13 protein-coding genes and 1 pseudogene are annotated in these 14,988 nt (G+C 43.9%); 4 read left to right on the top strand and 10 right to left on the bottom strand.

Going from position 1 to position 14,988, the window contains the following annotated elements:
* Nucleotides 1-125: 125 nt before the first annotated feature.
* Nucleotides 126-236, top strand: a pseudogene (locus ACWPOD_RS01330) (dihydrofolate reductase family protein); the annotation flags it as partial.
* 79 nt (nt 237-315) lie between these two features.
* Here ACWPOD_RS01330 and ACWPOD_RS01325 read toward each other — a convergent pair.
* The 3 genes from ACWPOD_RS01325 to ACWPOD_RS01315 form a co-directional block, all read right to left on the bottom strand.
* Complete coding sequence (locus ACWPOD_RS01325; protein ID WP_109168940.1) at nt 316-1,770, bottom strand: sucrose-6-phosphate hydrolase; 1,455 nt, start codon at nt 1,768-1,770, stop codon at nt 316-318.
* A gap of 31 nt (nt 1,771-1,801) precedes the next feature.
* Nucleotides 1,802-2,725 (bottom strand): aminoimidazole riboside kinase, encoded by a 924-nt coding sequence (locus ACWPOD_RS01320; RefSeq protein WP_237284880.1) that lies wholly within the window; start codon nt 2,723-2,725, stop codon nt 1,802-1,804.
* A gap of 165 nt (nt 2,726-2,890) precedes the next feature.
* The gene (locus tag ACWPOD_RS01315) at nt 2,891-4,330 is read right to left on the bottom strand and encodes a sucrose-specific PTS transporter subunit IIBC (protein ID WP_258494065.1); all 1,440 of its coding nucleotides are present in this window, start codon (nt 4,328-4,330) and stop codon (nt 2,891-2,893) included.
* A gap of 235 nt (nt 4,331-4,565) precedes the next feature.
* Here ACWPOD_RS01315 and ACWPOD_RS01310 point away from each other — a divergent pair, with 235 nt between their 5' ends.
* Complete coding sequence (locus ACWPOD_RS01310; protein WP_203347615.1) at nt 4,566-5,552, top strand: LacI family DNA-binding transcriptional regulator; 987 nt, start codon at nt 4,566-4,568, stop codon at nt 5,550-5,552.
* 63 nt (nt 5,553-5,615) lie between these two features.
* Here ACWPOD_RS01310 and ACWPOD_RS01305 read toward each other — a convergent pair whose 3' ends face one another.
* From ACWPOD_RS01305 to ACWPOD_RS01280, 6 genes are all read right to left on the bottom strand, one after another.
* Nucleotides 5,616-6,989 carry a carbohydrate porin gene (locus tag ACWPOD_RS01305; RefSeq protein WP_456231660.1) on the bottom strand — a complete coding sequence of 458 codons (1,374 nt, stop codon included), beginning with the start codon at nt 6,987-6,989 and terminating at the stop codon, nt 5,616-5,618.
* 532 nt (nt 6,990-7,521) lie between these two features.
* Entirely contained in the window at nt 7,522-8,253 is a 732-nt protein-coding gene (locus ACWPOD_RS01300) for a hypothetical protein (protein WP_012842374.1), read from the bottom strand.
* Nucleotides 8,254-8,564: 311 nt separating this feature from the next.
* Nucleotides 8,565-9,284, bottom strand: coding sequence for a beta-ketoacyl-ACP reductase (locus ACWPOD_RS01295; protein ID WP_456231453.1), 720 nt, complete (start codon nt 9,282-9,284; stop codon nt 8,565-8,567).
* 272 nt (nt 9,285-9,556) lie between these two features.
* Complete coding sequence (locus tag ACWPOD_RS01290; RefSeq protein ID WP_104973465.1) at nt 9,557-10,360, bottom strand: metal ABC transporter permease; 804 nt, start codon at nt 10,358-10,360, stop codon at nt 9,557-9,559.
* Between the two features lie 2 nt (nt 10,361-10,362).
* Nucleotides 10,363-11,289 (bottom strand): metal ABC transporter solute-binding protein, Zn/Mn family, encoded by a 927-nt coding sequence (locus ACWPOD_RS01285; protein WP_456231452.1) that lies wholly within the window; start codon nt 11,287-11,289, stop codon nt 10,363-10,365.
* Nucleotides 11,279-12,421: a hypothetical protein gene (locus ACWPOD_RS01280; protein WP_085343244.1), complete on the bottom strand. Its 1,143-nt coding sequence runs from the start codon at nt 12,419-12,421 to the stop codon at nt 11,279-11,281. Before ACWPOD_RS01280 ends, ACWPOD_RS01285 begins: the two co-directional genes overlap by 11 nt.
* A gap of 206 nt (nt 12,422-12,627) precedes the next feature.
* Between ACWPOD_RS01280 and ACWPOD_RS01275 the strand changes: the two genes are divergently transcribed.
* Complete coding sequence (locus tag ACWPOD_RS01275; protein ID WP_456231451.1) at nt 12,628-13,299, top strand: cupin domain-containing protein; 672 nt, start codon at nt 12,628-12,630, stop codon at nt 13,297-13,299.
* 73 nt (nt 13,300-13,372) lie between these two features.
* Here the strand turns inward: ACWPOD_RS01275 and ACWPOD_RS01270 are convergent, their stop codons facing one another.
* Nucleotides 13,373-13,612, bottom strand: coding sequence for a YdcH family protein (locus tag ACWPOD_RS01270; protein ID WP_005392770.1), 240 nt, complete (start codon nt 13,610-13,612; stop codon nt 13,373-13,375).
* Between the two features lie 232 nt (nt 13,613-13,844).
* On the opposite strand from ACWPOD_RS01270, the gene ACWPOD_RS01265 reads away from it, so the two are divergent.
* Nucleotides 13,845-14,882: a DUF4382 domain-containing protein gene (locus ACWPOD_RS01265; RefSeq protein WP_170892140.1), complete on the top strand. Its 1,038-nt coding sequence runs from the start codon at nt 13,845-13,847 to the stop codon at nt 14,880-14,882.
* Nucleotides 14,883-14,988 lie beyond the last annotated feature (106 nt).

The raw sequence follows: 14,988 nt of genomic DNA, 5'->3' as shown, positions 1-14,988 counted from the left end.
AAAGTCCTGACCTTTCACTTAATTAGAACCTTTGGTTATGGGATTTTCTTTCACGCTATAAGGAAAAACGTTGTGTTAATGTGAGTTAGGTTCGAGATGCTAACAATAATGAGTAAGCCCAACTCGGCGGCGCACCTCTGTTTGGTGATTTAGAACAACCGCTTAACTTTACAGTCACTAAGAGCGAAGTAGTGTTAGATACTTTGGTTCAGAAGACTTACGTACGTGAAAGATAGTTAGGTTAGATAGTTAAAAAGAAAAACGCCCTTCACTGAGTCAATGAAGGGCGTTTTAATATCTTTGTAATCGAAACCGTTACTTAGCTGATTCAAACAAACCAGTGATGCCTTTCAAAGGGAAAAGCCTTGCTTGCTCCAACCCTTTCAACGTTACCTTATTGAGGTCATCAATAAAGAAACGACTGGTCATCGTGTGTTTGCCACCATTAATAAAAATCTCGATGACAGAGTTGTCGATATATATATCAATCGTCTGCTTAGCGTCCAATCTTGGTGCTTTTCGAATGCCACCAAATTCTTCTGCGTACAAATGAGACATGTAACGACGGTCCAGCATAAACTCGTGCTCTGTCGCACTAAAGACGATGTTGTCACCTTTGAGGTTACTCAGCTCAAGTTCAAAGCCATCGCCCTCAAGGTCTAATTGGATCAAACAATTGGTGCTTTCCAGTGTATGGGATTGTGCAAAGACCACCTCTTCTTTTCTCAAACTCTTCAGCTCAGGGAGTGGAGTTTGAACAAGAAAACCATCTTTCAACGTTAGTTCTCTAGGAAGAGACAACATTCCTGCCCACTGGTGTGTGACCGATGGCGTGTCGATTTCTGGCAACCCTATCCATGCAATAAGAATGCGACGCCCACTCTCATCTAAATAGGTTTGTGGGGCGTAGAAATCAAACCCATAATCTGGCTGTAAAATATCTTGGTGGTTTTCTAAAGTCATCGACTCTAGGTTCAACTGATCACCCACGATATACGCGACAGAATAGATGTTTTTGAAATCATAAGGATTACTACTGCTCACGCCCTGTGGCGAAAACAACATCACCGACTGACCATTAATCTCAAAGAAATCAGGACACTCCCACATGTACCCAAGGTCAGAAAACTTGGTCTTGATAGGACCTTTATGCTGCCACGTTTTCAAATCTTTGCTTTGATAGAGCGCCATTGAGCCATGCTCGGTTTTGGTTTGAGCACCCACCACCATCAAATAGTCGTCGCCTTTCTTCCAAACTTTTGGGTCACGAAAGTGCTCCGTGTAATGTTCGTTCTCAATGACTACACCGTGCTTTTCAATGCTGCCGTCTGAATCCATGGTGGCAAAACACTGTGTTGGGATTCGATTCCAGTTTTGGTCACGCTTGTTGCCAGTAAAAAATAGCAAAACCTGGTTGTTTTCCACCAAAGCGCCGCCCGAATAGACACCATGTGAATCGTAGTCTTGGTCAGGATGAAGACCCACGCCATGATCAGTAAAATGGATGAAGTCTTTAGTAGAAAGGTGATACCAATACTTCATTCCATGGACTGGTCCCACAGGCGTCCACTGGTAAAAGATGTGGTGCTCACCATTGAAATAGCACAGCCCATTTGGGTCATTTAACAGCCCAAATTTAGGGGCGATATGAAAACTAGGAAAGCCTTTATCTTGCTGACGTGAAAGTGTCATTTCTTCGATATCACACTGAGGGATTTGCTCAAGTCGGCGATATCTTTGCTCTACAGTCCAACGGTTGTTTAAGCTCATAATTTTTCTCAACTGAAATTGGATCTGAAGATCATTGCCCAATAAATCGCAGCAATTCTGTCTGGGTCGGAAGCGCGGTCATTGCGCCTTTTTGCGTCGTCGCTAATGCACCACAGCCATTTGCCCATTGAATCGCAGAGCTAACAACAGGATGATTTTTCCAATCGGCATGCCGAGACAGACATGCAAGTAGCCCTCCGACAAAAGCATCACCCGCACCTGTGGTATCAATCGGACTAACGACTTGACCAGTGATCAGCTCACTCTGGCTTTCAAAGACGCGCCAAACGCCTTTCGCACCTTGTGTCACCAAGACCAAAGCAATATTCAAAGCGGCTATTTGTTGTAAACCCTGTGCTATCGAAGTTGAGTCAGTTAAGAACAAAAGCTCTTCTTCAGAGAACTTAACCACGTCAGCCATCGCTACAGCCTTCATCACGACAGCTTGGATTTCTGATTGATCTTGCCACACTTCATCACGCAAGTTAGGGTCAAAGCTAATGAAACCACCAGCGGCTTTTGCTCTTTTGATCGCCTCAAATGTGCTGCTTCGACTTGGCTCATTTGCCAGTGAAATCGAGCAAACATGTAGCCAGTCACCTTGCTTAAAGTTTGGGATGTCTTCAACAGACATAAACTGATCAGCGCTCGGTTTTACCATAAATGTAAAGCTGCGTTCACCTTGTTCGTCTAAATCCACCACCACTGTTGATGTTCTTTGCTCAGGGTCTTTAACGAGAAACTCCGTGCTCACGCCCTCTTGATCGAGCGTTGATTGCATGAAGCGACCAAATGGGTCATCACCCACACGTCCAAAAAACGCACTCTTACCAGATAGACGAGCAATTGCTACGGCGACATTCGCTGGTGCACCACCGGGACATTTGAGTAAAGAAGTCTCAGATTCCGGTATTAGATCGACAACAGCATCACCAGTTACCCACACTTGATTCATCTTGCTTACCTTAAAATTAAAGCCCTGATAGTCCAACGTGTTGAACACCTTCACTACCAAGTAAAAATTGAAAAAGGCTAGCCAAGCCATTAGTGCTTGGCTAGCACCCCAAACATTTAGGAAAAGAAGTGGATTTTGGGGGACTCCACCCTTAAGGAGTTCAGATTAAGCCGCTGCTTTTTTACCGACTTTAGCGCGGTCACGCATTCCAAGAACAATGGTGAGAACAAATGCGGTCAAGAACGCGATCACCATACCCGCAATGTAGTAACCAATCTTATCCGGCGTGATGGAAATGATGCCTGGAAGACCAGCTGCCCCTAATGCCTGAGCTTTCACATTAAACATTGTGATGAACGCACTTGATAACGCCGCAGCGCAAACTGCCGCAATAAATGGGTAACGTAGTTTTAAGTTAACACCAAACATGGCTGGTTCTGTAATACCCAGCAAACCCGTGACACCCGATGGGATCGCAATACCTTTCATCTTCTTATCTTTACTCATTACGCCCACCGCCAACGCTGCAGCACCTTGAGAAACGTTAGACATCGCCGCAATAGGAAAGATAAAGGTGCCGCCTGTCGTCGCAATATCCGCAAGAAGTTGCGTTTCAATCGCAATGAAGCTGTGATGCATACCGGTAATAACAAACGGAGCATAGATAAGACCAAATACCGCACCACCAACAAAGCCAGCTGTGTTGTATAGCCAGTTCAGACCATCACCCAATAGGAAACCGATATCACGCGTGAACGGACCGACGACAGTAAACGTCAGCAAACCCGCTATGAAAATCGCCAGTAATGGCGTTAAAAGGTTGTCTAAAACAGAAGGTATGACTTTACGTAAGCCTAGCTCAACCTTCGCAAGAATGAATGCCGATACCAAAACCGGTAACACTGAACCTTGGTAACCCACTTTTTGGATTTCAAAACCAAGAATATTCCAAACCGGAATGTTGCCAGACACAGATGCGCCGCCGAATCCCCAACCATTCAGCAAGTCAGGGTGAACCATCAACATACCTAGCGCTGCCCCTAAATATGGGTTACCGCCAAACTTCTTACTGGCTGAAAATGCCAGCAGAATAGGCAGGTAAACAAACGGAGCGTTCGCAAACGTGTTGATCATGTTCGCCAAGTCTGTCAGTCCTGGGTTGGCATCAATCAAAGATTTGCCATCAATAAACAAGCCTTGAGCAGTCAATAGGTTATAGATACCCATCAACAAACCGCCAGCGACGATTGCTGGAATGATTGGGACGAAAATATCAGACAGCCCTTTCACCGCGCGCTGAACGATGTTTTGTTTCTCTGCGCCAGCAGACGCAACGTCGTTGGTGGACATTTCACTCATCCCCGTCAACTTCGCCATTTCTGCATAAACTTGGTTTACGATGCCTGATCCAAAAATGATTTGGTACTGACCCGCAACTTTGAACTGCCCTTTTACCCCTTCAAGGCTATCAATCGCTTGTTCATCTATTTTTTGCTCATCTGCAACGGCAAGGCGTAAGCGTGTCGCACAATGCGCAAGTGCGGTGATGTTGCTTTTACCACCTAATAGAGTTAACAACTCTTTTGCTACTGCCGGATAATTCATTTCATACCCCATTGGATTATTATCTGAGCTTGCGAAATTTTCGGGAACGTTTGCAAAACAGATTTTTGCTCAATAAAACCAAATGATCAAAGATAAAGCAGAGAGAATGTGAGAATGATCGTCAAATTCTCTCCCTAAGAGCAGTATAGGAGGTTAGAATCGCTACTTATCAAAGAGCTTTTCATCTTCTCTTTGCAAACAATCCCAAAAACGAAAAACAGAATGGATAGGAACAATGGCGAGTCTGCATGATGTCGCCCGTCTGGCTGGCGTATCAAAATCAACAGTGTCACGGGTTATAAACAATGAGTATGGCGTAAAAGAAGCGACAAAACAGAAGGTCCGCCAAGCAGTAGCGGAGTGTGGCTATGTGCCGAACCAAGTCGCTAAAGATCTAAAATCTCAAAAGACCAATCTGGTTGGTGTCATTGTTCCTCGGGTTTCCTCTCATGCCACATCCCAAGGTGTCGATGGATTAACCGATGTCCTTGAAAAAGCTGGGAAACATGTCTTACTTGCTAGCACTCACCAAGCGCACGAAAAAGAACTGGAATACATTCAGATCTTTAACCAAAAACGGGTTGAAGGGATCATTCTTTACGCCACCCACCTCGATTCCAAGCTGGTAAAAGCAATTCAAAACTCAGCCGTCCCAGTTGTGCTCGTCGGTCAAGATGGTTCCATGTTTAATATTCCAAGCATCATTCATGATGACGCACGAGTAGGGTTTGAAGCGGGAAATAGACTGGTTGCAAAAGGTTGCCAAACCATGGGTTTTATTGGTGTGCAAGGTGACGATATCGCGGTAGATAAGCAACGCTCTGAAGGATTTGTTCAAGCGTTACAACATCATGGTTTTGAGCTCGCCTTCCATGCTCGTGGTGACTTTACAATCGATTCTGGCTATTCATTGGCAAAACAACACTTAACAAAGAACCCTAAGCTAGATGGCTTGTTCTGTGCGACAGACCGTATTGCTATCGGTGCGATGAGAGCGATTCAAGAGCTCGGGTTAACACCGGGTAAAGACGTTTTAGTGCTAGGAGTTGGTGATGATGAGCTCGCATCAGTGTGCACCCCAACCTTATCAACATTTAACTATGCATTTGATAAAGCAGGGGAAAATGGTGCGAAACTGTTACTAGATAGAATTGCCAACAGAAGTTTTGAAATGAGTAAGATGGTACTAACCTTCAAAACAATTGAGCGTCAGTCCTGTTAATGAAAAAGCGCCAACTGAAATCAGTTGGCGCTTTTCTTATTACTCTTTGTAGGTTAGATCCCTTTAGAACCAAGTTTCCATTTGCAGTGCAAACAGAACTTCACCACCATCACCCATCGTTGCAGCGCCCGCATCCTGGCTAATCGAGTAGCCATTCAAGTCTTCGCTCCAATCAACGTAGCTAACAGCAAAACGTAGCTCCGGACGGTCAAAGAAACCTGCTGCGGTAGACATCTTAAGCGTTGGTGCAATTGTCGCTTTGTAAAAACTGCCACTTGCTTTATCAATCGCATTGTCTAGGTCCATGTATTGGTATGAGCCTTCATAAACCATCTCAAAGTTTTGTGTAAACTCTTGCGCTAAGCGGATGTTGAACGATGCCCAAGTAAATTCATCATTTTTAGCAAAGCGATCTTGGCTGTGTTCTGCTAGCAACGCAGGTGCTACACGCCAGTTGTCGCCGATGCGTGTTACACCATAACTGAACAAGCGTACGGCTTTTGCGTCTTCTAGCAAATCACCGTTTGAACCAATGCCTTTAAGTTCTGCACCCAGTCCATCACCCACCAAAATACCAGTTTTAGAGAAGCCTTCACTCATGCCAAAGAAGTTATCGCCATGGTAAGCAAACATCGCATGTAAACCTTTGTCCGCTGCTCCTTCTACGCGATCATTGTTATCAGCTGACGTCATGCCGCTCATCATCAATTGCCAATTACCAAAGCGGTTGTTCATTGTCGCGATATAGTTTTCAACATCAGTTGACGAGCTATCAATCTCACCAAAATCACGACCATAGATCGAGAAGTTTGCTTTCCATGAATCGTTCATTTGGACGTCATACACGCCTGCACCAGTACCAGATAAGAAAACGATATCCGAGTCAAAGAAGTGAATATCAAAGTTATCACGGTCAAATCGTTTACCTGCCCAAAACGTTGCGTCAGCAAACGCACTTGATTCAGAGAACATGCTCAACTTGTTTAGCTCAGCATATACCTGACGAACGTTTAATTGACTCTCACTCGCTGTCCATTCGTTATTCGTTTCCGTACTATCTGCCAGCATGATTCGGAACAATGCGCTGGAACCATCATCTGCAAAGCGTTTGTGAATAAGGTTTGCTTCCACATAATGATCATCCTCAACCCCTAATCGTCCAATTGGCGCGCCGATAGCACCAGCAGCCGTCATGTAAGGACCAGTACCCACTGCACCATTCAGATCGTCATTAATGAGCAGCCCGGAACGAGCGTAGCCATGAAACTCAAAGCTTGAGGCTTTCTCATTTGCTTCTGTGGATACTTTTTCTGTCTGTTCAAGTCTCTGTTCTAATTCATTAATTCGCTTTTCAAGAGCGTCAACATCTGTTGTTGCGAATGCAGGTACAGTAACCAGCCCAAGCGCTACTGCCATCGTCAAAGTGTGTAGTTTCATTTCCATAGTCTCACGTAAATTTATACTTAGGTTATTTGCAAACGTTCCCAAGAAAAATTGCAAACTTATGGTGACTTTAAATGCCCATATAAAGCCTGAATTTCAGAGCGCTCAGACTCAGAGCGTCTCTACCACTTGTATCAATGGGGCGATAATATAGAAAACTTTCGGGAACGTTACCGCAAGGAAGCGATTTTGTTACTTCTATCACGTTCAATTGTGTTACTTACATAAAAATCATTAACCAGCGCACATTTGAATGGTAATGAGAAACAGGCATTGAAATTCAGCCTTATTAACAGGTGGCATTGTGGCAGAGACGTTGGCTCAACGTCTTTTATAGATTGTCTTGTGGTTAGAGCGCACAAAAAACTTCATAGAATCAGTGAGAGCATTGGCTCCATGCATTTTAATATCTACAAAACTCATTTTTTGAACATAAATGAGTTTTGTAAAATCCAATAATCTTGCTCATGGTCACATCGGTTTCGAAAAGCCACTCATTACCAAAAAGTAATCAAGCTAATGTAGTCTAATGCATCTCAACGTTATTCTCTTTGGCGACTAGTAAGTATTTAATTTGATGTTGAAAATCTGCCTCAATTATCTCTTCTCGACCTTTGGACATAACGGTGTCGTAAACCATGTTTACATATTCATACGGCAGATATTTATCAAAAACATGAACTATATCGTCGTTAATTAAAATTTCACCGTAACAAGCTAAGTCTTCATCAAACGTATTTTGGTAACAAGATATTTTAGAACTATCCCATCCAGAGTAAAATTTGACACTCTTGACATCGTCATACATCGCAATGAATAACTTTTCGATTCCAAGCTTTCCTTCAGCCTCAAACCTCGACTCAAAGTTAACATAGCCGATAGCAATACCTTCATTAGAAGCTGAGTAATCTTTATTAACTCCGTAGTGGACTTGGTTTTCTCTAAGTTTAGAATTGCCAATAGCTTTCCAAGTTAGACGGTTCCCATCAATATTTTCACCAAATGTAAGCTCTTCTTTGACCTCAATAATTTGGTTCGCCAATTGGTAAGTTAAAGGCAGGTCAAGATCCGGAACGTTAGTGGCAAGACTTAGACCTTTCCTGCTATGTTTTTCGTAAATTACCTGATGTTTTCTTGGCTCGGAGTGAGAGCTTACAACTATCCATCCGCTTTCTTCAGTAGATGGGTTAGTTGATTCGGAGTTACAGCCCAAAATAAGAAGAGTTGACGCGCTAAACAGTACAGTTTTTAAGTACATAGTGAGTATTCAAAGTTAATTATTTAGTGGCATTATCATTTAAAACAATATCATGGGCAATAAAATCATACTTTAATACCTCAATAGTTATTCTATTTCGAAGTTAATATTTTTGATTAGCTAAATTGCTAGGTTAATAACAGAGAACGATGCCAGAATGAATTACGTGTTCTAACTCTATACTTAATCATACAAATCCGGCAGTGCGAAACGAATAAAGTGAACGTGTCAAAAGCCCGAATAGCGTTACCCAACAAAACGCCCTTCACATAAGTAAAGGGCGTTTGTTATTTGAGATTTTGATTAGCGAGCTATAACACCAACCCACCATCAATCTTGAGCACTTGTCCGGTTATAAACGCACTTTTATCAGACGCTAGAAACGCAACGCCATTGGCAATGTCTTGCGCCGAGCCCATGCGTCCCAGAGGCGTTTTACTTTCCATCATTTGAATGACTTTTTCAGGCAAGCTCTTTGTCATGTCGGTAGCGATAAAACCTGGAGCAACACAGTTGACTCGGATTTGAGCGCCTTTTCTTGCGAACTCTTTCGCCCAGCCTTTGCTCATCGCTATCACGCCACCTTTACTCGCGCCATAATTACTTTGACCAATATTGCCATCCGTTCCCACGATAGACGAAATACTGACAATACTGCCTGCGCCTTGCTCTAGCATGACAGGTGCAACGCGCTGGGTGAGTAAAAACACCGCCTTTAGGTTCACGTCGATAACGCTGTCCCAGTCTTGCTCTAACATGTCTGGCAGCAGTGCATCTCTCGTTATCCCGGCGTTGTTGACCAGAACATCAATGCGTTGATGTTTCGCGACGATGCTGTCGACCACTTCACTTACCGCTGCGGCCTCACAGAGATTCACTTGATAACTTGAAAGGTTTGGCGACTGACTCCACTCCACAGGCGAGATATCTAGTCCCACGACGTGGAATCCATCTTCGAGCAATTGCTTGCAAATGGCCTGCCCTATACCGCGAGCAGCCCCTGTAACGACGGCGACTTTTTCGTCTTTCATCTTGATCTTCCTTAAATGTTGAGAGTACAAATCTTGCTTGCTCCTAAGCGCTTATCGTTATGTGGTTTTGTGCTTCTCATACGCAAAGGGGTTTATTTAGATAATGAAACTATAGGAATATTCTGGAAGTAGGATGTGAATGAATCAAGACAACTTGATGATGTTTCAGCCCGTATTATTCCTAGAATCAAGATAGAAATACGATGGAGAGCCCTAAGCCTTTGAAGAAAAAAGCACCAACAATGCCAGTGGTGCTTTGAGTAAATGCCGTGTTAATGCTTTGTCTCTAACAAGACGTGCCTTTTGAAGGGTGGGAGCAGGTTAAATATCACTCCGATGATAAACAACGTAATAACAATCGTCGCACCGCTCGGTAAATCATACTTTGCAGAAGCTGCTATCCCCAGCAGAATACCAATTGTTCCGATACCTAAACTGGCGATTAAAAAACGTTTACCTTTAAGGCTTGCGGCACATAAAGCTGGAATCACAAGCAAGGCAAACTCCAAGTAAATCCCTGTCAGTTTGACGGTGATAGGCATCAAAATAGCGAAGATGAGGTAAAAACCGCAACCATGCATAAACTCCGGTTTCAGCGTTAGCAGCAATAACATTGCCCCCGTAATTGCAGCCAAAGGCCAAACATCTTGCCATGTTGACCACAGTAGCTGACCATTCAAGATCCCTTGAATAAAATCGGCACCGTGTGGGTCTTTGCTAACCAGTAATACTGCCAATGAAGCAGACACAACAAACAAGCTGCCGATCATCGGTTCTAGGTGAGGATGGTTACGCTTTTCAAGCGCAGCAATAACACCACAAAGCACCAAAGACATCATCCAAGGACCAAGCATGCTGCCAAGCCATGATTCGGATAGCCAAGGAGAACCAGCATACCAAGAAGAAGAGTTCAGCCAATAGTGACTTAGCGCTGCTCCCAATGCTGCGACCTGAGCAACCGCCAGATCGATAAAAATGATCTGCCGCTGTAAGACTTGCTGCCCAAGCACAACATTCCCAACTAGCGCAATTAATCCGCACAAAACGGCTGGCGCCAACCAAAGGTATTCACCCATAATTAAAATTTCACTGAACTGGGTGATACCAACGTGGCGAGCAGATCAGTGATCACCTCATCATAGAGATCATCTAAACTTTGCTGTTTTGAGACCGTCAAAGGTAACTGCGCTACAGGCTTATCCGTTTGTTGCTGTAACCACATCGCCGGACGTTGATCTTGATGAGATGAAAACACAATAGCGTCAAACTGTTTGGCATCCAATTGAGTTAAAGATTGCAGATGTGAGGTCGTTGGCGATATCCCCGGTTTCGGTTCAAGATCCGCGACTTGAACCATACCTAGCCAATCAAACAAGTATCGGTAGGTGGAGTGATATCCAACGACCCGTTTCCCCTGTAATGGTTGAGCTTTTTGTTCCCATTCATTGAGCTTTTTTTGCCACTTCGCGCGAAACTTCATACCATTAACTTGGTAACTTTGCGCGTTGTCGGGATCAATCGCTTTTAAGCGCTCCGTCACTTTACGAGATAACGGAATCATGTCTTTTGCTGCAAATTGAACATGTGGATTTCCGTGCGCATGAATGTCCCCCATGCTGCGGTCAACATGATCATGAGAGTCCAACATACGCACGAAATCGGTCGCATAAATCATGCTTTGAGCACCATTTTGAACAGCACTATTACCACTTCTATTTTGAAGCATCGGCAACCAACCTACCTCCAACTCAGCGCCAGAGCACATCGCCATGTCAGCTTGGCGCATCTTGGCAATTAAAGACGGACGAGCTTGAACATAATGCGGATCTTGCTTAGCCGTGGTTGCTGAGTAAATGGTGGCGTTTGGGGCATGACTTTCAAGAAAAGCTTTCCATTCAGGCTCACAAACGAAAATGTTGAGAGCCAAAGCAGGCGAAGAGATGATGGCAGATCCCGCCGCCATCATCACTAAACTGTATTTACTTATCGCAAGTTTAGAACGCATGTGCACCGTGCGCTCCAAATGTCATCACGTATTGCAGAGTAAACACGTTGTCTGTTTCGCTGTCTTGGTTATCAATGCGAGTGTATTGCGCACGGATCGTACCGAAATGAGAAGAATCCCATGCGATCATCGCATCCATCTCTTTATCATTCAGTGCAGTGAAATGCATATGATCGCCGTGTGCGTGGCCATCATAGCTTTCTGCTTCGCCGTAACGTAGGCCTGCAGACCAACTTGGGTTGAAGCGATAAACGCCCGAAACATAGTATGCGCTTAAGTTGTCTGGTGACTCTGCATCGTTCTTGTATTTGCTGTCTACTACACCGTCTAACAACATGTATTCCGCAGATAGCGTGAAGTTGCTGTACTTGTAGTTACCATCTGGTGCCCACTTCCACACAAAATCTGCGCCGTATAGGTTCGCACCCGTTACAGCCGCAGCGTGGCTGTGGTCATGTTCTTCTTCGTGACCATGACCATGGTCGTGATCTTCGAATTCTTTAACTTTGCCATTTTCGTTACGCAGGTAACTTAAACCAAACTGCCAACTTGAAGATTCAGAGAAATCATTACCAAGCTTCATCGTTGTCGTGTAAACACCAACTTTAGAGCCATCTTCAACAGAAGACATCTTGTTGCCGCTTAATGCTTCTACACCAAACTTCACGTAAAGATCGGTTGGCAGAACGATGTTTGCGCGTACACCGTCATCATAGTAATGCGAACCAAGGAAAGTACGGTAAGCAATTGGGCGTTCAACGAAACTGTCAGTGTGCATATGTTGATTGTTGAGGTAACCGAAGTCAGATAGGAATCGGCCTGCGCGCACGTTTACACCGTAAGGCAATGCCAAAGTTTCGATGAATGCTTCTTCAAGCTCTAATTCTGTCTCATCGCCATGACTTTCAAGAACAGCGGTCAACGCACCGTGAAACTTGTCGTCAATATTTGATGATAAGTTCAATTCCGTATGGCCTAGACCAAAACCTTCTTCGCGCTCAGAATTATGACGTTGACCATCTTGGTAGTAGCCATCAACAACAACACCAATCTGTGGGTTCGATAATGTATCGGCAAAAACAGGGGACGCAAAAATGCTACCGATCGCGAGAGAAACCAATTTCTTATTCACTACTTTTTCCTTTTGTTATGTTATAACATTTAATTTTGCGATGTTATAATATAACAATTATCATTACACAAGCAGAAATTTAACTTGGTTCCGACTGCTAGCTCGTATTCAATCCCTGATTTTGACTATCAATAAGTGAATCAATTGATGTTTTTTATACGTATACTATTGAGAGTCAATCATTAGATAAGTAATGGAATTTCAGTATGTTGAATATGGATTTCTCGAAAAGAATCGTGATAGAAACAGGGGAACAGGAGTGGATCGCCAGCCCTTCCAAAGGCGTGTGGCGTAAACCTTTGGAAAGAGAAGCCAAAGAATCAGGGCACACCACCAGCGTAGTGAAGTATGAGCCAAACTCGCACTTTTCGACTCATCCTCATCCTCACGGAGAAGAAATATTAGTGCTCGAAGGAGTGTTCTCTGACGAAGATGGTGACTACCCTGCTGGAACCTACTTGCGTAACCCTCCTGGAAGTCAACATGCGCCCTATAGCAAAGAAGGCTGTGTGATTTTAGTTAAACTAAATCAATTCAATTCTGATGATCTTGAAACAGTTCGCATCAACACGAACGAAGCGAATTGGTTACCTGGCACCGGTGGGCTGAAAGTCATGCCATTGCATGATTTTGAGCATGAACATGTCGCATTGGTTAAATGGCCGAAAGGCGAGAAGTTTCAACCACACCGTCACTTTGGTGGTGAAGAAATTTTTGTGTTATCGGGGGAATTTAAAGACGAGCTAGGAACCTATCCTCCCTACTCTTGGATACGCAGTCCACATATGAGTGAGCACTTTCCTTTTGTAGAGCAAGAAACGGTCATTTGGGTAAAAACAGGCCACCTGCCACTCCAAGCTCCTGCTCAGCAATCCTAATGTTGGAATACTTGGCATCGTCCCTTGAAACTAAAATCGGCTCGTAGATTACGAGCCGATGATCATTGCGTCGCTAAGAACCCATAATTCTCGAGTGGAGCCAATCTTTGAGCTCAGCTCGATTATGTTTTAACACGTTCATTTCGTGATCATCAATCGGGCTTCCTTGCAGTTCTAGTACGCGGATTTCCTTATCTAAAGCATTGTAGTTTTTAACGGTTTCAGCAAATGATGCATCGTTTTCGGCAAGCTGAGTAATGGTATCCAAATGCTCTGGGAATTCATGAGTTAATGAGTGATTTTCACCTAACATAGAGACCTCTTGGCTAGAGTTATTGATGTATATCTCCGCTCATTTTTTGAGCGACACATTTTTAACCATAGCACTTCATTGAGCACAATATCGTCGATTTGAGCACACTTTTACTGAACGTCTTAATGATGGTTCGTGGCTGTTTTCGACCCGGTAACTCCGCTCGTTGTTATTCTGTACTTTGTCAATAATCGGCTACATTTAATACACTTCTCATAAAAAGGTACATCTAATGAACAGCATGAAAACTGGCCTAATCAGTGCATCAATAGCCGTTGCACTTATTGGCTGTAATTCAGACAGTGACTCTGTCAGTACAATGACTCCTGTTACTTTGTCCGTATCAGATGCCCCTATTGATGACGTATCAGAAGTGGTGATCACATATAACAAAGTTGCATTTCTTCCTCTGGATGGTGGCACACCACAAGTATTCGATGTGTATAAAACAGACGAAGAAGGCAATTTGGTCGACGAAGATGGTAACCCCCTTCCCGAAGGTGAAGATCCACTCCCACTAAGTGTTAACTTACTCAATTTCCAAGGCAGTGACGCGCAGGAATTGGTGGATGATGAACTGATACCAACTGGTAATTATAAACTCTGCGTGTTTGCTAATGATGGCGATCATCCAAACTACCCATCGTATGTGATTGACGAAGCGACAGGAAATCAAATCCCACTGACCGTCAAAGGTGATGGTGCTTGCCCACAAGGTGTCGGAAAGGATCCTGACTCTAGAGTACTGTTCTTTAACAACACCTTTGCAGTCAACCCTGACAATAATGAGTTCGTAGTTGAATTTGATCTGCGCCGCGGCTTAAAAGACGGAACAGGCCAAAACGAAGGCTACAGCATTCAACGCACCTCCGTCACTTTAATTAACACGGTTACAACGGGAGAGATTCAGGGTGATGTCGCAACATTGACCTATCAAAGCTGCGAAACGGATACCCCAAGTGCAAACGGATATGCGCACGCGGTCTACTTATATCAAGGAAATATCGCTGAAGAAAACATGGGGCCATTTGCCGGCGCAGAAGGCCAAGCAATGCCAATCGCAGCAGCGAACGTGGTTCAAGATGTTGATGATGCAAATTACGAGTACGAATTCGGTTTTGTAGAACCTGGTACTTACTCGGTCGGTTATACCTGTACGGCAAATGACGATTCTGAAGAAGGTATTGTCGCTGGCGAAACTTTCAGCATTTATCAATCAACTAGCGGACTTAACGTATCCGTTGGTACTAATACAGACGCAAACTTTTAAGATCCCCTAGAAATGGCAGAGTCAGCACAAGCTCTGCCTTTTCTTCATGGCGTTCTTGGTCAGCTCTTTGCTCACCACAAATCGACTCACAAGATAATACGTTCGT

Source organism: Vibrio sp. JZG120 (genome assembly GCF_053890955.1).
This window is presented reverse-complemented; position numbering and strand designations above follow the sequence as displayed.